Raw genomic sequence first — 21965 nt, 5'->3', positions numbered from 1 at the left:
CCTTGTTTGGCCACGCTGACGCTTAACGTCGGCGTTTTTTATTTTTTAGTAATTTTCGAGCTTGCTTCATCGACATCACTTTACCAGTCACCTTTTTAGGCTTATCAATGACCGGTATCGGCTCGCCATTAAAGGCCGCCGGTAATTGGCCAGCTTGCTTTTTCGTCAGAATTTCAGTCGTTCGCAAAACGCCAACTATCCCCGCAATCAAAGGTTGCATTTTCTGATAATCATCCGCTGACTGCTCGTTTCGGAACCAGTGGCCGATTTCATTAAATACTGACACCGACCATTGACTCGGCATCACTAAATTTTGCGCATACAAGACGTCCATAAAATCAACGACCGCTATTATTAAGTCCGTTGATTCCCAGCCTTTTGAAATGTTGTACTCCTGTCGTTGCAACCACAGCCGTAGCCCCGTTTCCACAGCCAGAGCATGTGTCTTAATCGCTTTTGCCTCACGCCAACCTTCAGAAACTGAATGATGGGCATCTCGTAAATAGTCCTGGTCAGGATCCGGATCATACGTTGTCGCGACCGCTGCCATCTGTTGTGGCTGAGCTAATAAGTCCATTAAGTTATCAGGAATATCGGTATCATCAGCTTCAGCTGGTAAGTCATCGTCGTATAAACTGTCAATACCGCCATTGTCATTAATCTGCTTAATAAAGCGTTGCACGGCAGCTTCATCCTTAAGGTCAACGTTCGCCGCTTTTAAGGCGGCACTGACTAATTTAGCCGGACCAGCATTTTTTTGATCACCAGCCTTGGCAATCATTGCTGGCGCAGCCGCAGTGATAAATCGTTGATAATCACTCGCCCGCTTCTCATTTAACCACCCTTGACTAGCAACAAAAGTTAAAAATTCAGACAAGGCAGGTGCCACTTGCTGGCATTCTTTTTTAGTTAAGTCAGTGTTAGACACAAAATATCCAGTTAGCACACCCGTAATTGCTTTTTTAGTCCAACTCTTGGGGGTCTTTCGGTAACTATCATAAGCCTTTTCAGCTAAAGTCGTAAAAATAAATGTCAGCAGGTCGCTTGTAATGCCCGTCGTTTGATGCTGCCAAGCAGGACTTTCAAAATAGGCTTGTAACCAATCATTCGTATAGCTATTGATATTCTGCGCAACGTACGCGCGCCATTCTGGCAAGTCATCATTATTTTTGGGTGTTTTGAAGAACATGTCAGGAGCCATGACTGTCCCCTGTAACCCGTGCTGCGTTTCGAAATTAATCAGGGCGGTCTCTAAATCATCAAAGCCAATAGTGATAATCTGGTTAGCTGCTAAACAACGTAAGTAGGCTGAAACGATGTCATAGGTTAAGATCAGAATCGCCTGCGCGTCGTTATCGGGATCTGCGTCAGCATTTTCAACAAGTTGCGTCAAGCCTCGTAGAATCATCGCCAATTGCCGTTTAGCGATTGGCTACTGTGTTATTTCAGTCATCACACCACCAAAGAATCGCAAAGATTCCTTTAAAGCGGTGGTTGGATAGCCGTTAAAATCAGGGTATTCGTCATATTTTTTAAATGTTGTCCAATAGCTTAATAACTCATCGCTTGAATTCGTCATTGACTGCTACTCCTTTATTATTGGTTTCGTTATTATTTTATGAGTTCATGTATTCAACTTCTACTGTACTAATGTTTATTTTACACGAATTTTGATAGTCCAATTCAACTATCCAAACCAACTATTTATAATGTTCCTATTTCAACAATTCTTTCCGCAATAAATTGATTTAACTGGTCATCATCTGAAAGTTTATCAATTAAAAATTGTAATAGTATTTCCTGAACACCATTGATTGCCAACCAATTAGTCAACAGGCCATAATAACGCCGATGGATAACTGGAAACGGATAGTCAAATCGAATCATATGTTCTAACTTCAAATATTCACTAACATTGTGACTATAAAATAAGCCTTGAATAATCCGTAGCATCTCTTCTTGTGATTGCCCTTTTACTAACTCCAACTCTAAATCAATGGCTTGCTCAGCTAATGGCAGCTCCAGGAACTCATAAAAATAATCGTAGGTCATCACAATATCCTCTGTCGTCGGATAATCCAAAAACCGATAGTCAGAAATAGTTGATAAGTAATAATTCATATTGACTGGGAAATCTGAAATTTCACGAAAGTCGACATTCCGAATACCACCTCCCAACGAACAAATTGAGATACACGGAAATGTTTGATGTTGTTGAAAAGCTCGTTTAGCCTTATGGTGGCCATCAATTAAATAATTGTCAAAACCCCTAAAACCGAGTGTGATACCGATACCATTTAATCCGTCCTGATTACTGGAAGTCATATTCGTTAGCGCTTCCGATTGCGTAGGTATCAAGTACAACGGAAACGCAGCATCCATAGATGAAGCCCCTTGAAACAGTGGCATTTCAATCGTTGATGAATCTTTAACTTTCTCCAACCCACTATACTGATAGAAATAAGTTCCCTCACCAGTAGTCGGTAACATATCACAAACATTCAAAATATAATCGCCATCTACTAACGAATCTAATACTGGATAAAGTGCTACAAGTAATTTTTTCAATGTTGGTGTTTCAAAATTAACGACCTTTCGATATTCTTGAAGTTTAGGACGCCAAAGTGCTTCATTACCCGCGTAATAATTTGTATAAATATCTTCTTCAGTTGGCGAACTCGTTTCATTCCAATAATCAAACAACTTATCCTGGCCAATCTTAATATTCCCTTTAAAACCATCTCTGCCCCAGTTTTCAGACTGGCGATTCGCTAAAATTCCCAAACCATCAGAAATACGAAGATAAATATTTTCACTTCGTCTATTAAATCCTATCGTTTCAGCATACTTTGGTTCCGTATCGTCCCTGCGCACACCCCACCGAACAGTCATTTTCTCACCTATCCTTATAGAACTTACCTAATTAGTTGGCTTTTATACATAAAATGATTACCCTTACTATCTTTTCGCTTAGGTTGTCAATCGACTAATTATTCAGAACACACTTGTTTATAGCATTAAACAAGCAATGTTCCGTCTATAAAACAACCAAGTGAATCTACTTCACAATATCCTTGTACAAAAGAAACACGCTTTAATCACCCCTGTTTGTATTTCTTTGAGTATTAGTAATGTCCCTTATCTCTAAATTGCGTCCGAATTGCGTCTGATTTCCGTACTAACCGACGTACCTATGATCTCAACCCTTTCAGTTTCAATTAGAGATCTTAGACCACTAAAGGCTTGACTTCACCTCTGGAAGCAATCACATATGGTTTATTGCGTCCTGCTTATAATAGTTGCTTTCATTTTTTCTTTCTTGATTCGTCATACATTATTAATCCTTGAATGGTCTGGACTATTTTTTTCTAAATTGTGTTTTAAGAGACATTTAACCCTGTCATTGTATCGTTTGAAACATTCACACCTGCATTGATTCTACTAATATCCATGCTGCCACTGTATGATGATCCCATCAACAATTTGGAGGAACATCATGACTAATCAAATCAGAATTCATGTTTTGCATACTGGACTCGTAAAAGTCGACAAAGCGCTGCCGTTTCATGGCTTGTATCATAATCCTTTGGCTTTCACCGGCATGTTTCGTTCGGAAAAGAATCAAGTCACTTTACCTGTCTCAAGTTATCTAATTGAGCATCCCAAAGGATTAGTTCTAATTGACACTGGTTGGAACAAGCAAGTACGTACAAGTAATTGGAAAGAACTTGGCCCCCAAGTCCAAATTAATACGGGGTACTTACCTGCAGGATGGTCTGTAGATGAACGTTTAAGCGCCCTTGGTTATCAACCAGAAGATTTAGATCTAGTTTTACTCAGTCACCTACACTGCGACCATGTCAGTGGCTTAAAACACGTTGCCAAGGCTAAAAAGATTTTAGTCTCTCAACCAGAATGGCAAACCGCTAATCACCTACCGTTAGTTTACCTGCCGCACGAATGGCGAGGCGTTAACGTGCAAACTTATCAATATACAAACAATGGTATTGGTCCCACCGGTGAAAGCTATGATGTCTTTGGGGACGGTAGCTTACTTCAAGTCCACACGGCAGGTCATGCAACTGGAATGTCTGCCACCTTAATCCGTGGTAACAACGGTAAATACGTTCTCCTAGCCGCCGACGTCGGTTATGCCACCCAATCATGGGAAAAAATGATGACACCAGGAATTTGTACCAGCCGTAAAGCAGCAATTACAAGCCTTGGATGGGTTCGTGAACAAGCCCATGACAGCAACTGTGTTGAAGCATTAGCAAACCACGACACGCAAACAGATCCACATGTTATTTCACTTCCGTATTAAGGATGTCCTTCATCAGGTGATTCATAAAGTGAGCAATTTCTGTCACACTACCATTGGCAAGCGCCCAACTGATAGCGCTAAATGCCGTTGATGCGTACAGGTCTAGTGCAAAAGAACGTGGGATAGCAAGCTGTGCTTGTGGCAAAATTCTCTCGGCATGCTCAGACAAACTGGCTAAGTAGCGTTCTCTCAAATCACCGTCCCTGATATGGATTTGAAGTAGCCTAATAATTGCCGGTGCATCGGTAGCTAGTCCTTGATACAATCTAACTAGCGGTTCATCGTTAGTGATCTTTGCAATACGTACGGTTAATAATTGGCTAAACTTATCAGCATAATCAGTCACTATCTCTGTCAATAACGCATACTTATCCTCGTAATGATGGTAGAAAGTACTACGGCCCACCAAAGCTTGTGTGCAAATGTTATTTACCGTAATATCAGCAAAGTCCTGTGTTGCAAGACAATCAATTAAGCCATTTTGAATGTCACGCTTGCTCTTAAATTTTCGCATATCAGTCATCACGACACCTCCAAACAATAGCTTATCGCACCCATAGGATAAAAATAAAGCGTATTGAGATAACATCATTTACTCGATACGCTATTTTATGATAAAAGCTTCCAAGTATTAGCCCGTCATTTGTAGTACGGACTCCCATATTAGAGATAACTGCGTTGATCTGAGCAACCAATAATAAACTTTCCACGCTTAGTTAACTTAAACTCAGGCAAACATGATAACTCACCAAAAATAGTGCTAGCGCTAAAACAACAAATCCTACGCCAATACTTTGCTATTTTGCCATGTTGAAACCCTTTATAGAATACGATCCTAATTCTGCAGCATCCTTGGCAAAATATTCACCATAAGATACTGTCCAATCATCGTTCCTATACAAGACTTCAGGATACCTAGCTTTACCAAGGTTCAGAGGTGTCTGATGCGTTTCTTCTAGCAAGTTAATTGTCCGCCAATCACCATTTTCTGTAGGCATTCTAAATGTGTGATCAAGCAGTACTTCCACTTCATATAATTTGTCATGGCGCAAATCCGTCCGTTCCCCGGTGTACTGTGCTAGTCCAACTTGAGCCCGCCTATGTTGATTTAATAAATTTTGCTCGTTCAAATAAGCAAAAAATTTTTCGGCACTAACTTCATATAGATTAGGTTCAATGTAAACCACAACGTCCTCATCGCAATCAAACATATAATTATCTGTGTCTAAATAATCAGCCTTACGAATTAAGCATCGAGTGTTTTCGTCAAAAGTAAAAACATCTCCAGCTCGATATAGCCAACACCAAACAGCTTTGCCAGTCCGCCAGTCGCAGAAAAAATGATTGATTACAGTATCCTGTGCCGTTTCTCCTTCAATTTGACGTCCCGCCAGGACAGCCTGCTCAAGAGTCGTGGTGGCGCAAATAGCCGATAATTCGCAATAAGCGACATTTCTCCAATCCTGGTGTTCACGAAATTTTTTCCAACGGCCTGAGTATGGTGAAGCTTGATTACGTAATTGCATGAATTTCACCCAACTCAAATCAGTATCGAATGTCTGATAACAAAGATTACACTCAAACGCTGGGTCCCCCGTATCTGAAATCATACAGCCACCCAAAGTGATTTCCCCAGAATCTAATTGATCGTGCACATCATCAGCGTGAACCAGTCCGTAGCGAATACTTGCCACCGACGTACTACCGCAATACGGGCAGTTCGGATTACCATACTTGATGATATCAAGTGCCACGGCTCTTTTGAGACCCATGGCCAGCCGGTCCCTCAGTGTCATGTTATCATCCTCCTAAATTAATTTAGTCAAGCTGTTTAGATAATTTGAATTGAGTCTTATCAATCGAAAAGACTAACGACCGGCAGAAATGATGTGCACCTTCCCGCTCGATACCAGAATTCATCCCGAATATTGTGAATCGAATGCGTCCGCGCTTCATCTTCAACTATTTCAATTAAACGGCGACCGATACCCAGATGCTGAAAATCAGAACTAACCGTTATACCCATGATATTCAGCGTGGTGCCACTAACAGGCTATGATAAATGGCGATGTGGATAAAGCCAACTACACGCTCTTCACTTACACAAACAAAAGTATTTTCGCTAGAACTTGCCATGATTTCAGAGAGCGAGCGTTCTGTATCGCTGAGCTGAGGTTGATACAATAGCAGCTTACAAATGAGTTCATGAATCATACTCGCATCGCTTTGTTGCATCGGATGATATCGAAACGTATGACCCGCTGGTATTTCTCCTCTTTATCACAAATAATACTATATGCCTTCACTGATGGCACTACTTGTGGTACGGAGACCCAATATTAATCATAAACGCCCGATAAACCTGCTCCGTCAACACTAACCGCATCAACTGATGTGGCAACGTAAAGCGTCCAAACGAAATCTGCGTGTCGGCACGCTTCAGAACTTCCGGCGCCAACCCCAGCGAGCCGCCGATGACAAAATCAATATCGCTGTGCCCGTACGTCGTTAACTTATCAATTTCCGCGGCGAATTCTTCACTTGAGCGTTCTTTTCCTAATATCGCTAATGCATAGACGTAATCGCGATCCTTGATCTTATCTAAAATCCGTTCGCCTTCTTTTTGCATGACATTAGCCATCTCTGCGTTACTTAATGACTCGGGCGCCTTTTCATCGGGAACTTCGACAATTTGGAATTTTGCGAATTTACTCATCCGCTTCGCATATTCCGCAATCCCCTGTTTGAAGTATTTTTCCTTTAATTTTCCGACACAGATAATTTTGATGTTCATAATCTACCACCTTTACACAAGTTATCAACAAAGTTATCCACAGGTGCATAACTAATTTCTCTATATATTGTGTTGAACGTATGTTTGCCACAACATTTATTTAGACCGCTTTTGTCAAGTTCTCTCCGACTTATCCACAGTTTTCCACAGCAACATTTGTTCGTAGAAGTCGGTTATAAATCCCATTATATCAACAAACTCATTCAATTAAAATAAATTTTAAAAATTTAATCCACAGCCAAAAGTCCTGCTTGTGCATAACTTCTAAACAGGCCAAATTACCGACCTGTCGCTTGTTAATAAATTACCACAACCAAGGGTGAAAGTTATCCCCGAAGTTATGCACAATTAGCCACCAGTCACACGACTGGTAAAAAATGGTTTTTCGTGATTTGACTCCCTTCGTTCGGTTTCTCTCACCCGCAACTTGATAATCGCCCAGTATCATAGTCGCTTGAAAAATCGGTCTTCGGCTTTTCAAGCAACACACAAAAAAGCGCGCCAGGACACGGTTGGTATCCTAACACGCTCATGAAAGCTTAATCTTTAATTGGACTGTTTTGTTAACGTTTTGGTAGTTTCCGTTAACTTCATGTTGGCGGTCTTTAGTGACCCCTCATGATAATACTTTACTGTCACGGTATCGTTCACTTTATGCTCATACAACGCGGTCCGCAAGTTGGCTAAACTGGTAATCTTCTTACCACCAAGTTCGGTAATCACATCATATTTTGCTAATCCAGCGGCCTTGGCAGGTGATCCTGAGTAGGTCTTCATAATCACGACACCACTAGTCACACTCGTTGGCAACTTCAAGACTGATTTACGATCACTCGCGGAAATACTTGAAAGATTATAGGTCGCAACGCCCAAGGCTGGTCGAACGACTTCGCCATTGGCAACCAATTCATTGATGATCTTCACCACTTCGTTACTTGGAATGGCAAAGCCCATCCCTTCAACGCTCGTTCCAGAACTATCAGAAGATAGCTTCATGGAGTTAATCCCAATCACTTGGCCGGCTAAATTGAAGAGTGGCCCACCAGAGTTCCCAGGGTTAATCGCGGCATCCGTTTGAATGACTGTGGCGTACCCAGTTTGTTGACCAGATGTATTCGTCGTGGCCACCGTCCGTTTCTTAGCGGAAATGATGCCTTCCGTTAAGGTCGTCGCGTAATTGGACCCAAGTGGCGACCCAATCGCCAACGCATTTTCACCAACTTCGATATTGTCTGAATTACCAAAGCTAGCAGTCTTCGTAACTTTAGCCGAGTTAATCTTCAACACGGCCAAATCAGTGACGGAATCCGTCCCAACTAATTTAGCAGAAAGTTTGGTCCCGTTACTCATAATCACTTGAATGGCATTAGAACCACTCACCACGTGATTATTCGTCACAATATAGGCTGCATTGCCGCTAGTCTTATAAATGAGCCCAGAACCCTCGCTATACTCTTGTAACTTGCTGTTACTAGAAGAACTAGAACTGGAGCTATCATCATTCGACCCATCCGCACCGCCTAAAATACCGCTCCAACCGCTAGAAGTACTTTGCTTTTGCAAATTGATTACAGAGACCACGGCCGCCTTATTATCTTTAAAGACTTTCGTGGCTTGGGAACTGACATTAACTTTCACATTGGCCGTGGAAGTTGACCCAGATTTGTTAGAACCGGTTGGAACACTGGTCGAAGACGTTGTGACATTATTATTGCTGAAGTAATTGATGCCCCCATAAGCGACCCCGCCACCTAACAAGCCGGCAACAAGTGCAGTTACAGCGACCTTAACTAATGAGTTATTTGCCATAATTTCGCGTCGAAACGCGATCCCTCCCTACGTAATACTAAGTTTTAACTTCATTCTAGCTAAAAAATATGATTTTTTTATGACTGAACAATTGTGTAACTGTTAAATCGTTATTAGAGCGTGACTAACTTCGTTGCGGTCTCTGGATCCGTATCATAAAGTTGGAAATCATGTTCAACGCCAAAATCATGTTCGGTCATCATCGACGCAACCGTCAAGTGCGCTAACGTCTTCATATTATTATCTTGGCTCCGATGACCTAAGTAGATACGCTTCGTCCGCTGACCAATCACGTCCATCAACGCATTGGCACTATCTTCATTTGATAAATGACCCTCATCGCCGAGAATTCGTTGTTTTAGCGGCCAAGGATAGCGCCCCATTCGTAACATTTCCAAATCATGATTACATTCAAAGAGATACCCATCAGCATTGCTGATGACCCCTTCAACGTGTTCAGAGACATAACCGGTATCGGTGATAATCACGAACGATTTACCCGCATGGTGCAATTCATAAAATTGCGGTTCAGCCGCATCGTGCGAAACGCTGAACGATTCAATATCCAAATCACCCAAACCTAGGGTGGTATCGGGATCAAAAACATGCTTTAATTCCGCTGGTACTTCCCCGATTCGATGCGACATTGCGTCCCAAGTTCCCTGGTTGGCATACACATCTAGCCCGTACTTTCGCGCGAGAATGCCGGCCGAGTGACAATGATCGGTATGTTCATGGGTCACGAAAAGACTGTCTACTTCATTAATGTCACGCCCAATTGACGTCATCAGGGCTGCGATCTTTTTACCGCTCAACCCCGCGTCAACTAAGACTTTATGTTCAGGCGTTTCAATATACGTCACGTTCCCAGTGCTCCCAGACGCTAAGACACTAACTTGCATTTGATCCGTTGCTAATTTTAATACCATTATTTAGGTTCTTCCCATCTCTGAAATTCAGTAACTACCGTTGTTATGATACACGCTTTTAGGTCCGCTGTGCAAGGCAGGCGTTCAAGGGCCAAGCACAACCTTGACCAGTTCAACGATAATAAAAAAACGCCTGGAACCAAAATTCCAGACGTTATCGACTCTCATTAAGAGGCCACCTGCCAAATCATCCCTGCGGTACTGCTTTCGCCGCTAGCATCCTCAGTGGCGGCTTCCGTACTGCCAGTCTTCATTGCAGCGCCCGTAAAGGCATTGATCCGATGCAAACTGTAGTTGGCACTATTTTTACTTTTAACTGCGAACAGCCAAGTTGGCACATACACACTGCTATCTTTCAGCTTAAGTAGGCGGGTATAGCCTAACTTTCCCCAAACGATGCGTGAGTTATTAGAAACTTGATTATACTGATACAGTGCAACCAAGGCTTTCTTTTCACTAATCGTGACCGCTTTTTCACGCAATGTCTTGACGTTATTCACGTATGACTGCGTATAACTGATCAACTGATGATTTTTATTAACCAGCAAGTGCAATTGACCCGTTCCCGTCATAATCTCGCCATCAGCCACTTTTTGAACATACACGTAGTCGCTGGAAGAGGATAACGCCGCTGAATAGACATACTGATCTCCATGAATCACATTGGTCGCTTGTTTAACGAAGGCATCCAAATCCACTTGTGGGTGATCCTTATCGACGGCCATAGTGGTATGCAATAGACTCGTTAATTTACTAGTGGTCACCAATCGCGGCGTCTGTTCAGTTAGCTGACCCAGATGTTGCTTCAAACCGCTATCGTTATTGCCAGCGATATAATAACCGGTGCCCTCATTGCTGCTAGGATTACTAAAACTAATATTGTCATCCCGCATTTCACGAATCACCGTCGTCGACGTATCACTTGATGATTTGGTACTCGTATCACTCGAACTGGTCTGCACAAACATATAAACTAGGAAAATATCAAGGACGACAAACGCCATCATGAAAATCCATTCAATTCTTCGAAAATTCATTGCGCCGCCCCCTTACGATTCGTTCAGCATCGACGTATACGTCCGCCAAGCACCATTATAGTAGACGTAATAGGTCGGCGTTAAGTCAATCACCAGTTTAGACGACTTATTTTGCGACCATTGATAGCCTAATTCAATACTACCAATCTTATTATCTTTATAACCCGCTGCGACTAATTGTTTTAACACCGTCGTTGAGCTCGGCAACGTTACCGCCGTCTGCTTGCCAGTAGTTGGCACAGGCACTTGCAAACTGTCCAATGAAAAATAGTAGCGATCCAGGCCATTTGAGGTCATCTGAATACGCACATCACCATTTTCCGTTTGATTAAAAATTGGAAAACCTTCCACATAACTCCGATAGATCACACTGCTACTCGTTGTATCGTAACCATAGTAACGAATATTATCCATCGGAACGCCAAGGTTAACCAAGTGACTATAGCTCTTCTGTAACTGCGTCGTAAATGAAATCTGGCGCGTATCACCGGAATCGCTGTAATCTTCAAAATAAACCGTCCCGAGTTTATTATTCACCGTCATCCGTTTAAAGGCCCCGGTCGTATAGATCTGTTCACCATTATGGGTTCGAACCGAAACGGACGAATTGCCATCGGAATCCAGCAACCGGTTGGCTAATTGACTCGCAGACTGTTCATTCATCAAGTAGCTATAATGCTGCATCGTCACTGGCTGCGTATAATCCAGATAGGTGGTATTGCCCTCATAGGTCATCTTAACCGCAATGGCGGTCACCTTTTTGGCCTGCAACACCTTCCGCATCATTTTTAAGGATTTCTTTTCTAGCCGGACACTATAGATTTGATGTTTGCTGTCATTGAGCAAATATAAGTGGTCGGTATCGTTGACCGGAATCACGACGCGACTAAATTCGGATGACCGGTAATTTTTCAAATTTTGATTAAAAATCGTGTTGAACATCGCCACCGTGACGCTGTCCGGAAAATTTAGCACATAGGAATCTTGCCCATTGAGTAAGGCTTCATAACTCTTGGCAGACGTGACTCGGACCTTCACGATACTCGTCGCGTGCCATTGACTAATTTGCGTTTTAAATTGACTAACCAAGCTGACATTCTTATTGATCAACAAAGTCTGCTTTCCCGCAGAGTCGGTGTGTACTAGCTGGGTTGGCAAATAGATATCATCAATCGTCCGCGTGGCTAAGGTTGAACTTGAAGAGGCGGTACTGACTTTATTTTCATGCTCATAACGCGACGGATTCGTCCAAATGTAGACCGACAGTCCGACACTGAGAATGATCAATAAAGTTAAGGTAACGGGCAAAATAAGGCGTCTAAGCTTGCGAGTCGTCATCCCAAAGATCCTCCTCTTCATAAGGTTCATACGGCAACGAAATATAGAAAGTCGACCCTTGACCTTCAACACTGTCGACCCAAATACGGCCACCTAATAGTTGGACGACTTCTTTGGAGATCGCTAACCCCAAGCCAGTCCCGCCTTGGGCTCGTGACCGGGCCTTATCAACCCGGAAGAACCGGTCGAAAACATGCCCCAGATCAGCACGTGGAATCCCAAGACCTTGGTCACTAATACTAATAATCACTTGATTATGAGTCTCAAGTAAACGACAAGTCACCACCCCACCATCAGGCGAATACTTGATGGCGTTGTTCATAATGTTATCAAGGACTTGCGTAAACTTATCGGTATCGATTTCAACCCAGAGGTCTCGTTTCGTAAATTCCCGTTTAATCGTATAGTACTTGGCGGGATTATCATCTTTTTTCAAAATCATATCAAAGCGGTTCAGCACATAGTTGAACATTTCGTTGATATTAACGAGTTCCATGTCGACCCGCGTCGTGCCAGAATCCATCCGTGACAAGCTTAACAGCTCATTAATCATACGAATCATACGGTCCGTTTCTTCTTGAGTCACTTTTAAGAAACCGGGTGCGACTTCGGGATCTTTCCAAGCACCATCACTCAACGCTTCGATGTAACTACGCAAACTCGTCAGTGGTGTCCGCAATTCATGCGACACATTCGAAACGAATTGTTTCCGGTCGTTATCGATCTTTTGTTGTTCCGTCACATCATGTAAGACACAGACCAAGCCGCTAATAAACCCAGATTCTCGTTGAATCAGTGAGAAATAAGCGTTTAAGATTAAATCCCGCTCATTTGACGAGAAGTCTAGGGTCAATTCATCTTGATTTTCAATCAAATCACGTAACGAATAGCTATCACGAATCTGCAACATGTCCAAAATTGAGTTACCAATGGCTTTTTCAGCGGTCACGTCGACAAAATCAGACGCGGTTTCATTAATAATCGTAATATTGCCACGTCGATCGGTCGCAATAACGCCATCGCTCATATGTGCGAGAACACTGTCCAACCGACGCCGTTCCGCTTCGGTCGATTCTTGCGACTCTTCCACACGAATCGACAAATTATTAATGGCGCCGGCAAGTTGGCCCAATTCGTCATCGCTGTAAACCCGGACTTGACCCGCATAATCACCACGCGAAATCCGTTGGGTCTGCCGCTTCATTTCCTCGATTGGCCGCGTAATTGCCCGGGCAATAATGATGGCAATTCCGAGTCCGAGCGCCATCGCTACTAGTGACGCAACGGCAAAAATCTGCATAATTGAATTGATTGTATTATAAACAGACTTCATATTAGCCCGTACATACAATACCCCAACTAACTGACTGTTATTACCAGTCGTATTTGAGCTATACAAGGGCACAATCGAAATATAATACTGGCTATTATTCGAGGTGTCATAGGTATTCTTAGTGTACGAGCGATTATTATAAATTGCATTTTTGACATTACGATCAGTTGTTTTTTGACCCACAACCGCCTGATCATTCACATCATTAGTCCCACGAATCGTACCCTTACTATCAATGACTCGGACCTCATCAATATTCGAGTTATTAATATCTGACAAGATCGTTTTCAGTTGCGCATTGGCCTTCGTCGTATTAGTGGACGATAATTGTTCTGCTAATGAGTTGTCGACATACGTTGGAATTTGGACTTGTGTTTTAAATTGATCCAAGTTTTTGGATTCCAATTGCCGCACAAAAATCGCGCCAACGATTTCCAGCGTAATCAAGAGCAATAACGCGAAAACTAGCGCAATTTTGAAATTAATCGACTTAAAAAAGTTCTTCCGCTTCAGTTTAAACACGGTTTAATGACCTCTACTCATTTTCAGGATTGCGGAGATAATATCCGACACCCCGCCGTGTCACTAACCACTTTGGATGGCTTGGATTATCTTCAACCTTTTCACGTAAGCGCCGCACCGTCACATCGACCGTCCGCACGTCACCAAAATAATCGTAACCCCAGACCGTTTGCAATAAATGTTCACGCGTCATCACTTGGCCAATGTGTTGCGCCAAATAGTGCAGCAATTCAAATTCGCGGTGGGTCAATTCAATATTGTCCCCACGTTTTGAAACCATGTAAGCATCTGGATGAATGACCAGGTCGCCGATTTCAATATCAGAGTTCGCTTCTTCTTCAGCCGGCTGCGCTGCTGGTGTTCCTTGCCGTCGCAAATTGGCCTTAACTCGGGCCACTAATTCACGATTTGAAAATGGCTTAGTCACATAATCATCCGCACCGAGTTCTAGTCCTAAGACTTTATCGAGTTCTGAATCCTTGGCCGTGACCATAATGATTGGCATGTCATAATTCTTCCGAACTTGCCGGGCAACTTCCAGCCCATCCATTTTTGGTAACATTAAATCTAAGAGAATTAAATCGGGATGGACTTCTTCCACTTTTTGTAGCGCTTCTTCACCATCGGCGGCAACGTGGACTTCATAACCTTCTTTGGTTAAATTAAACTTCATAATATCTGAGATTGGTTTCTCATCATCAACAACTAAGATTTTTTTCATAACACTTCTTCCTCCTTAGGGGAATACAAGTTCAAGTCAAATTTAGGTAAACGTCGATTAGTACAGGTCGCTGAGCCCTGACCTGCGTCTGGCGCGCTGAAAATCACTTTTCAGCGCTATTTTTAGTATATCACAAATAACCGTGGCTTTCTTTGTTTGCTAATCCGCATGATACCGCGCTTTATTAGGGAATTAACGATCATTTAAAACGACTATCGATTGTCAATTTTACTGAAAAAGTCGCCTTTTTTGAAAAAAAAGCTAAAATAGTATTGTCAGCGTCCCCGATTCATGATATTATATTTTTTGTTGAGTTATGGGCAGTTAGCTCAGCTGGCAGAGCAACGGACTCTTAATCCGTGGGTCCAGGGTTCGATCCCCTGACTGCCCATCATATAACCACTAATCAGTTTTCACGCTGTGATAATCCACCGTGAAAGCTGATTTTTTTATACCCTTAATTTGAGCATAACACATGACAATCACCTAGTGTTTTCGGCATACTAAAGGGTAAAGAAGGTGACACACATGCAACACACAACCCGTCAGGCAGCGCTACATATGATTCAGACCATCGCCGTGTTCACCGTTGCCACAATTGACGAAACCGGCTTTCCAACGACCGTCGTTCTAAGTCCCCTGCCCTTAGACCGCAGCTTAGAACAACTTTTCTTCTATACTAGTCGACAAACCACCACGGTTAAAAACATCCAACACAATAACCGCGCAACGCTATCTTGCTATAATCTCGCTAACTTTTCATCATTGATGATGAAGGGCCACTTAACACTCGTGGGTCACGAAGCCTTCACCACCAATTGGCGCAACGAACTTACGCCATTTCAGAAACAATTGGCTTATCATGACCCAGTTATCCTAAAATTTCAAACAAATAGCATCAAGATTCGCCAAATGATGGCCATGGACCATTTGGAATTGCTGCCAAAGTTATGATTGTCGCCGTCTGAAAGCTTGGCAGTCTTTAAGCACGTAAACGCTATGTCGAGATACGCAATACTAGTACACCCACACTAACCGACCAGCCTCTGAAGTGATTGATTCAAAATTTAAAATTGAATCTGCCAAAAAAAACGTCAGTACAACTGTATTGGCGTTATTTTGAGTGGCTCACTATCGAGCTGAAGGTGACGGGCATTTCATTTGCTGTGTCGGTGGCGTTAGTGCCTGGGTTTGGTGCTTACACCACAGGCGTCTTTCGAGACTTGCTTTTTAGGCTTGAAAGCGAAGACCCAGACCGCTCCTCAGGCTGGGTCTGTCCCCCACAGCTAATGAAATGCCCGTCACCGAAAGCGGTCTATCCCAAACCATTTAATGTCCTGAAGCGCACCGCTAAAAGCAAGTAAATGCACTAGTTTATTCAACTTAATTATTAATTTCATTTTTCTGTGGCTGCGACAACGCTTACGGTAACAATATTTGAAACGGCTAAAAATCTGGTCTAGGCTTGAAAGTGGGATAAAAGTTTTTCTATGTATTTATGACGTTTTTTCAGTCAATTAACTAAGGAGTGGTTATTCGTGCAACTGATTAAATTACGAATTGAGAACGATGCCATGGACATTGCTTACTATCCAACCGCCGATGGGCCAGCAACGACTCGCTATGCGATTGCTTACAATCCTGACCAATCGATCAGTGATAACCTAGAAAACATTAAAGTCAGATTAGCGGGGCTCAAATTTGACGCAGCCATTTTGGAAAACGGCTTGGACTATGATTTTTCCGACACAATTGTGGGGGTCAATTATGATCGAATCGACGTCGGCTTAGCGTTAACTAATTTGCTGAACATTCCGGTTGTGAGTCGAACAGCAGTTGACCGCGATGGCCTAGTTGCCGCGGTTAAAGCCAAAAAGGCTTATTTAAAATGGCATCTCGACTATTATGGCAAATACGAAGGCGTTCGTAACAACGGTCAAGAAGCCATGCTAACGGTTGGCAATGGCTACTTTGGCCTTCGCGGCGCCTATGTTGAATCCCGTGCAGATAAGAATAATTATCCTGGCACATACGTCGCCGATGTCTTTGATCAAGAAACAACTACGATCAAAGGTCACGACGTCGTCAATGAAGACTTAGTCAACCTACCAAACGCCCAGTTTATGACGTTTGGCGTTGATCATCAAGCCCCATTTGAAATCAATGATCGTGATATCCAAGACGTTTATCGCAGCCTCGATTTAAAAACGGGAATTTTGACGACCACGATGCTGATTCAGTTACAATCTGGACACATGTTACAAGTCCAGTCTCAAAAATTAGCTAACATGCAAGCATGGCACCGTTTCAGCATTCGCTACACCGTGACACCGCTTAACTTCTCTGGTAGCTTACAACTCACCTCCGAAATTGATGGAAGCGTTGTCAACGGCAACGTTAGCCGGTATAATGTTTTTGACCAGCATCATTTAAAATTATTGGGTATGGAATCTTGTGCAAACACCATGTTTCTTGCAGGTCAAACAAAAACGTCAAAAATCAACTATACCATTGGCGCTAAATTGACGAGTCCAGATTGTGACACGAGCGACCTGATTGCGCTCAAACATCAGCCACAAGGGATTCAGCAAGTCTTGTCACTCAACGTGCAGGCTAACAAAGCTTACACGTTTGATAAGGATGTGGTCATTGCTACTAGCAACGTGGCTGATGATGCCGCACTCACACATGTGCCGACAGCGCTCGCCCAAGCTAGCTTCGACGATACCGTCAAAGCAAGCCGTGACTACTGGGATCAGACTTGGCAAGATGCAGACATCAAAATCCGTGGCGACCTCACTAGTCAACGGCTAACACGGGTTAATATTTACCATAGTTTCGTCTCCACTGCCGCACTAGAAAGTGGGCAATTGGACGCTTCGGTCGGCGCGCGTGGCCTACATGGCGAAGCCTATCGGGGGCATGTGTTTTGGGATGAGATGTTTATGCTTCCCTTCTACACACTCCACCGACCAGCATTAGCCAAACAGCTGTTGTTGTATCGCTATCATCGACTGCCAGCAGCTCGAGCAAATGCGAAAGCGGCCGGTTTCTCTGGCGCAATGTATCCTTGGCAATCAGCGCAAAAAGGGGACGAGCAGTCGCAATTTACTCATTTGAACCCGATTACACAGGCCTGGGATCCCGACAACAGTCGCTTACAGCGGCACGTCTCATTAGATATTGCTTATGACGTTTGGACCTATTACCATACCACGCTAGATCGTGATTTTTTGGCTAACTATGGCATGGAAATGTTGTTGTCGATTGCCGAATTTTGGATTAGCAAGGCCACTTATGACGAAACGACTGGTCGCTACAGTATTGCGGGGGTCATGGGACCGGATGAATTTCATGAAAATTATCCAAATCACCAAACACCGGGGTTAAAGAACAACGCCTATACCAATATTATGGTAGCGTGGTTATTCGATACCATCGCACAGCTCCGAGATCAATTGGACAACGCTGCCTATCAAAAAGCCGCCGCCGCGGCCAACTTTAATACCGATTTGGCGAATAAAATGACTGACATTAGCCACAAACTAACGTTGGAAATCAATCACAGCGGGATCATTGCCCAATTTGAAGGCTATTTCAACTTACCAACGCTTGATTTCCGAGCTTATCGCCAAAAATTTGGTGATATTTCCCGAATGGATCGTATTCTAAAGGCGGAAGGTAAAACACCAGATGCCTACCAAGTTGCCAAACAAGCGGACGCCTTGATGGCCTTTTACAATTTTGACGTGCCGACCGTTCAAAAGTTGATCAAGCAACTAGGCTACACCCTGCCCAAAGAATATCTCACGCATAATATTCAGTATTATTTGGAACGGACGACCCACGGTTCTACCTTGTCACGCATCGTGTACGCCGTTTTAAATCAACTGGATGAGAACTACGATCAAGCTTGGTCGCTGTTCTCAGAAGCGCTGTTCTCGGACTATTACGATATTCAAGGCGGGACGACGGCTGAAGGCATTCATTTGGGCGTGATGTGTGCCACGTTATTGCTCGAAACGCGCAACTTTGGTGGCGTGAGTGTGCTCGGTGAACAGCTACAAGTGAGCCCACAATTGCCTGAACACTGGCAATCTTTGAAATTCAAGCACACTTTCCGTGGGACGCACTACACGTTTGTGATTAACCATGAAAAGCTCACGATCACAGCGGACCAGAAACAACCCATTACGATTGCTGGTAAAGACTATCAATTACAAGCTAAAAAACCACTCACCGTGGCGTACGCTCATAACTAGGAGGATGTTACAAATGGCAAAATTTGCTGATATTAAAGGATTTGTTTTTGATTTAGACGGGGTTATTACGGATACATCTATTTTTCATAGTCAAGCTTGGCATCAAGTTGCCGATAAAGTTGGCGTGAAATGGGATGATAGTTTGGCGGATGCGTTAAAGGGCATCAGCCGGATGGATTCATTGAACCTCATTTTGGCTCGTGATCATAAAGAAAATGATTTTACGGATGCTGAAAAAGAAGCGCTTGCCACCGAGAAAAACGATAATTATTTGAAATTAGTTGCTCAGATGACCCCGGCAAACATTTTACCCGGGATTCAAGCTTTTCTTGATGATTTAAAAGCACAAGGGTACTTACTCTCACTTGCTTCCGCTTCAAAAAATTCGCCACTAGTTCTCAAACATTTAGGCTTAAGCGACTACTTTACCAAGTCGGTTGATCCAGCCAGCTTGAAACATGGCAAGCCAGATCCAGAGATTTTCCGGCGCGGCGCTGAAATTCTTAATTTAGACCCAGCGCAATGTATTGGTGTCGAAGATGCCGCTGCTGGCGTCCAATCAATCAACGGTGCCGGTGAAACGTCCGTTGGGATTGGTGATGTCACCGTCTTAGCGGCTGCCGACGTCAACTTTACCGAAACAAGTCAATTAACTTTAGCCAACATCAAAAAAGCAATGGCTTAATCGGCATTGCCCAATAATGAGCCGCATTTTATGTAACAAACTGAAGGTTGAAAGGACAAAAGGACTCATAAACACTGTCATATAGGCAACAGGCACTTCCAAATTAGTGGTGATCCCGCTCCGGCATGCAGAATCGCTGTGCTATGGTGGGACTGTCCCAGCCACAGTGCGGTCTGGAACTTCGATTCAAAGCCGATAGACCGCGTCTTTGAATCGCCCTGTAAGATTAGGCGGCCAAGAACGCCGGCCAATCTTACCGACACAGCACAACGATTCTGCATGCCTCCGCTAAACCTAGCCTAAAAACAGTTAAATTAGCTGGAAGTCGCCGCTGATGGCATCGGCCGTGAAGGTGGCGTTAGGTCGGCATGTTTCTTACCGGCGTTACGCCACGGACTGTCCGGGACACTTGCGATTTGTGCAAGCGTTCCGGGCGAGGGACAAGACGTTCCTCAGGCTTGGACCGGTCCCACGACCGCATGTTATCAGTGGCGACTGGAAGCGGCACTGTCAACTAATTTCCATGCCCTAATCAGTGACATGGCAGTAGTTATTAGTAATTTTGGTCTTTCAACCTTTAGTAACAAAAAATAAGGTCTCCCATAATCGGGGCCTTATTTTTTTGTCCGAAATTTTATTTTCAACCGTTACTATCCCGCGCACTTTTCAATAATTAAGCTGACTTGCGTGTCCAGCGTCACCTCTGGGCCAAAGCAAAGCGCTTCATCACCAAGCAAATCGTCAGCCTGCCACCAATCGGTCAAAGTATTCCGATCAAAAGCAACCGGTTTCATCTGATTTCGTTTAAAGGCATCCGCAAACGGCAGGTCAAAATAAACAGTCATCATCTGGTCGCCCCAAGTTTGCTTCAAATCCGCTAACATGGGACCATAAACGGATTTTTTCAAAATTCCTTCTAAAATAATCGTCTCAAATGACTGCGCCTTACCCCAGTCGATCAAGGCCAGAATCAGTGCAATGGCCGGGGTTCCAACATGATCCGGCGCCTTTAAAATCACGCGTCGAATGGTATCTTGACTAAGTAGTAACGTTGCTGGGCCCAGTGCTGCCAGTAAGGCCTTAGCAGTGGTTGTTTTGCCAGCACCAGAATTACCACGTAACACCACTAAGTTCATGTCATCAGCCTTCCCTAAGTTATTTTGACCCAAGGCTCACCCTTAGATCAATCCAAAATGGGCCAAACCATTTTTAATGCCATCATGCATATTATCCGTTGTGATATAGGCAGCTAAACTTTTCACTTTGGCTAAGCCATTCCCCATGGCCACTGGTTTATCGACCAACTGAAACATTTCTAAATCATTAGCGGCGTCACCAAAGGCATAGGTTGGGACAGCGGTTAAGCCAGCCTTAACTAGAATCTCGCGAATCCCGGTGGCTTTAGAAACACCCCAAGCCATCGTGTCTAAGGCCCGTGGATTATTACGGACAAACGTTAAATAACCATGATAACGTCGCTGATATTTCTCAGCACTGATCGGATCAAAGGTCAGCAAAAAGTTAATATGCTCCCGCAAAAAGAAGTCTGGTTGCACAATCGCTTTTTGTCCCAGGCCGCGATAATTCGCCACCGTCAAGGCATCCCGATGGCTCAACGCAAAACTAGTGGCATTATAATAGGCCAGCGCATCTTGATGTTGATTCGCATAATGCGTAATGTCTTGAAGTAACCCCTTATCCAACTCATGGGCCGCCAAAAATTTTCCTTGATATTGCACATAACTCCCATTAGCACTCACGATTGAGTCAATCCCCGTTTGCCGCATGAGATTGGCCACCTCAAACACGTTACGCCCCGTCGCAATGACCGGTAGCACGTGATTGGCTTTTAACTGATGGATTGCTGCCACGCTGCTGGGGGCGACGGTTTTATCGTCCTGCATCAAGGTGCCATCCAAATCAAAAAATACTACTGCTTGATACACACACCTTACCTCCTAGTGAAACAGTTGAAAACAGGCCTTTAACCGGTTTTCACTAGGACTATTATACCGCTGAACGGCACTGATTATGAAAAACGAGTTTGGCCGTTTCACAATCCAGTTTTCATAAAAATACACATCAAAAAAGTCACGACCAATCAAGGTAAGCCATGACTTCTTTGTCGTCTCTTAAGGATCGACGGGGATACTTCTTAATGACATAATCGCGGGGTGCTGATTAAGAAGTACCCTTATAATATAACCAGCA

General features: G+C 43.5%; 20 protein-coding genes and 1 tRNA gene. 6 read left to right on the top strand and 15 right to left on the bottom strand.

The window, feature by feature from the left end; translation table 11 throughout:
• Window positions 1-22: 22 nt before the first annotated feature.
• From FFM74_RS08680 to FFM74_RS08675, 3 genes are all read right to left on the bottom strand, one after another.
• Window positions 23-1408, bottom strand: coding sequence for a hypothetical protein (locus FFM74_RS08680; RefSeq protein WP_137626234.1), 1386 nt, complete (start codon window positions 1406-1408; stop codon window positions 23-25).
• 24 nt (window positions 1409-1432) lie between these two features.
• Window positions 1433-1579 (bottom strand): hypothetical protein, encoded by a 147-nt coding sequence (locus FFM74_RS13655; protein ID WP_171000691.1) that lies wholly within the window; start codon window positions 1577-1579, stop codon window positions 1433-1435.
• Between the two features lie 125 nt (window positions 1580-1704).
• Window positions 1705-2892: a hypothetical protein gene (locus tag FFM74_RS08675; RefSeq protein WP_137626233.1), complete on the bottom strand. Its 1188-nt coding sequence runs from the start codon at window positions 2890-2892 to the stop codon at window positions 1705-1707.
• Between the two features lie 604 nt (window positions 2893-3496).
• Here FFM74_RS08675 and FFM74_RS08670 point away from each other — a divergent pair.
• The gene (locus FFM74_RS08670; protein WP_137626232.1) at window positions 3497-4324 is read left to right on the top strand and encodes an N-acyl homoserine lactonase family protein; all 828 of its coding nucleotides are present in this window, start codon (window positions 3497-3499) and stop codon (window positions 4322-4324) included.
• Here the strand turns inward: FFM74_RS08670 and FFM74_RS08665 are convergent.
• From FFM74_RS08665 to yycF, 10 genes are all read right to left on the bottom strand, one after another.
• A complete protein-coding gene (locus tag FFM74_RS08665) occupies window positions 4305-4847 on the bottom strand; it encodes a TetR/AcrR family transcriptional regulator (protein WP_171000690.1) in 543 nt (180 codons plus the stop codon). The two genes, FFM74_RS08670 and FFM74_RS08665, sit on opposite strands and share 20 nt — an antisense overlap.
• Window positions 4848-5121: 274 nt before the next feature.
• Window positions 5122-6120, bottom strand: coding sequence for a hypothetical protein (locus FFM74_RS13705; RefSeq protein ID WP_179951380.1), 999 nt, complete (start codon window positions 6118-6120; stop codon window positions 5122-5124).
• 59 nt (window positions 6121-6179) lie between these two features.
• Window positions 6180-6353 carry a GNAT family N-acetyltransferase gene (locus FFM74_RS13885; RefSeq protein WP_414672077.1) on the bottom strand — a complete coding sequence of 58 codons (174 nt, stop codon included), beginning with the start codon at window positions 6351-6353 and terminating at the stop codon, window positions 6180-6182.
• A gap of 285 nt (window positions 6354-6638) precedes the next feature.
• Window positions 6639-7118 carry a 23S rRNA (pseudouridine(1915)-N(3))-methyltransferase RlmH gene (gene rlmH / locus FFM74_RS08650; RefSeq protein ID WP_137626229.1) on the bottom strand — a complete coding sequence of 160 codons (480 nt, stop codon included), beginning with the start codon at window positions 7116-7118 and terminating at the stop codon, window positions 6639-6641.
• Between the two features lie 546 nt (window positions 7119-7664).
• The gene (locus FFM74_RS08645) at window positions 7665-8927 is read right to left on the bottom strand and encodes a S1C family serine protease (protein WP_137626228.1); all 1263 of its coding nucleotides are present in this window, start codon (window positions 8925-8927) and stop codon (window positions 7665-7667) included.
• Between the two features lie 113 nt (window positions 8928-9040).
• Window positions 9041-9856 carry an MBL fold metallo-hydrolase gene (locus FFM74_RS08640; protein WP_137626227.1) on the bottom strand — a complete coding sequence of 272 codons (816 nt, stop codon included), beginning with the start codon at window positions 9854-9856 and terminating at the stop codon, window positions 9041-9043.
• A 167-nt stretch (window positions 9857-10023) separates the two neighbouring features.
• The gene (locus FFM74_RS08635) at window positions 10024-10893 is read right to left on the bottom strand and encodes a two-component system regulatory protein YycI (protein WP_137626226.1); all 870 of its coding nucleotides are present in this window, start codon (window positions 10891-10893) and stop codon (window positions 10024-10026) included.
• Window positions 10894-10905: 12 nt separating this feature from the next.
• Window positions 10906-12231 (bottom strand): YycH family regulatory protein, encoded by a 1326-nt coding sequence (locus FFM74_RS08630; protein WP_137626225.1) that lies wholly within the window; start codon window positions 12229-12231, stop codon window positions 10906-10908.
• Window positions 12212-14086, bottom strand: a complete 1875-nt coding sequence (gene walK / locus FFM74_RS08625) for a cell wall metabolism sensor histidine kinase WalK (RefSeq protein ID WP_137626224.1) — start codon at window positions 14084-14086, stop codon at window positions 12212-12214. The genes FFM74_RS08630 and walK overlap by 20 nt, the downstream gene beginning before the upstream one ends.
• Before the next feature lie 13 nt (window positions 14087-14099).
• Complete coding sequence (gene yycF / locus FFM74_RS08620) at window positions 14100-14807, bottom strand: response regulator YycF (RefSeq protein WP_137626223.1); 708 nt, start codon at window positions 14805-14807, stop codon at window positions 14100-14102.
• Window positions 14808-15125: 318 nt separating this feature from the next.
• On the opposite strand from yycF, the gene FFM74_RS08615 reads away from it, so the two are divergent.
• From FFM74_RS08615 to pgmB, 5 genes are all read left to right on the top strand, one after another.
• Window positions 15126-15198 (top strand) — tRNA-Lys (locus tag FFM74_RS08615).
• 137 nt (window positions 15199-15335) lie between these two features.
• Window positions 15336-15761, top strand: coding sequence for a pyridoxamine 5'-phosphate oxidase family protein (locus FFM74_RS08610; RefSeq protein ID WP_137626222.1), 426 nt, complete (start codon window positions 15336-15338; stop codon window positions 15759-15761).
• A 101-nt stretch (window positions 15762-15862) separates the two neighbouring features.
• Complete coding sequence (locus FFM74_RS08605; protein ID WP_137626221.1) at window positions 15863-16171, top strand: hypothetical protein; 309 nt, start codon at window positions 15863-15865, stop codon at window positions 16169-16171.
• Window positions 16172-16345: 174 nt separating this feature from the next.
• The gene (locus FFM74_RS08600) at window positions 16346-19069 is read left to right on the top strand and encodes a glycoside hydrolase family 65 protein (RefSeq protein WP_137626220.1); all 2724 of its coding nucleotides are present in this window, start codon (window positions 16346-16348) and stop codon (window positions 19067-19069) included.
• Window positions 19070-19082: 13 nt separating this feature from the next.
• Window positions 19083-19754, top strand: a complete 672-nt coding sequence (pgmB, locus tag FFM74_RS08595; protein WP_137626219.1) for a beta-phosphoglucomutase — start codon at window positions 19083-19085, stop codon at window positions 19752-19754.
• Between the two features lie 650 nt (window positions 19755-20404).
• On the opposite strand, the gene FFM74_RS08590 is transcribed toward pgmB, so the two are convergent.
• Together FFM74_RS08590 and FFM74_RS08585 are read right to left on the bottom strand one after the other, a co-directional pair.
• On the bottom strand, window positions 20405-20890 hold the full coding sequence (locus FFM74_RS08590; protein WP_137626218.1) for an AAA family ATPase: 486 nt from the start codon (window positions 20888-20890) through the stop codon (window positions 20405-20407).
• A 42-nt stretch (window positions 20891-20932) separates the two neighbouring features.
• The gene (locus FFM74_RS08585) at window positions 20933-21700 is read right to left on the bottom strand and encodes a Cof-type HAD-IIB family hydrolase (protein WP_137626217.1); all 768 of its coding nucleotides are present in this window, start codon (window positions 21698-21700) and stop codon (window positions 20933-20935) included.
• Between the last annotated feature and the right edge of the window lie 265 nt (window positions 21701-21965).

Source organism: Lactiplantibacillus pingfangensis (assembly GCF_005404945.1).
Classification (GTDB): domain Bacteria; phylum Bacillota; class Bacilli; order Lactobacillales; family Lactobacillaceae; genus Lactiplantibacillus; species Lactiplantibacillus pingfangensis.
Note: the sequence above shows the minus strand (reverse complement) of the source record. Positions and strands in the feature narration are given on the sequence as shown.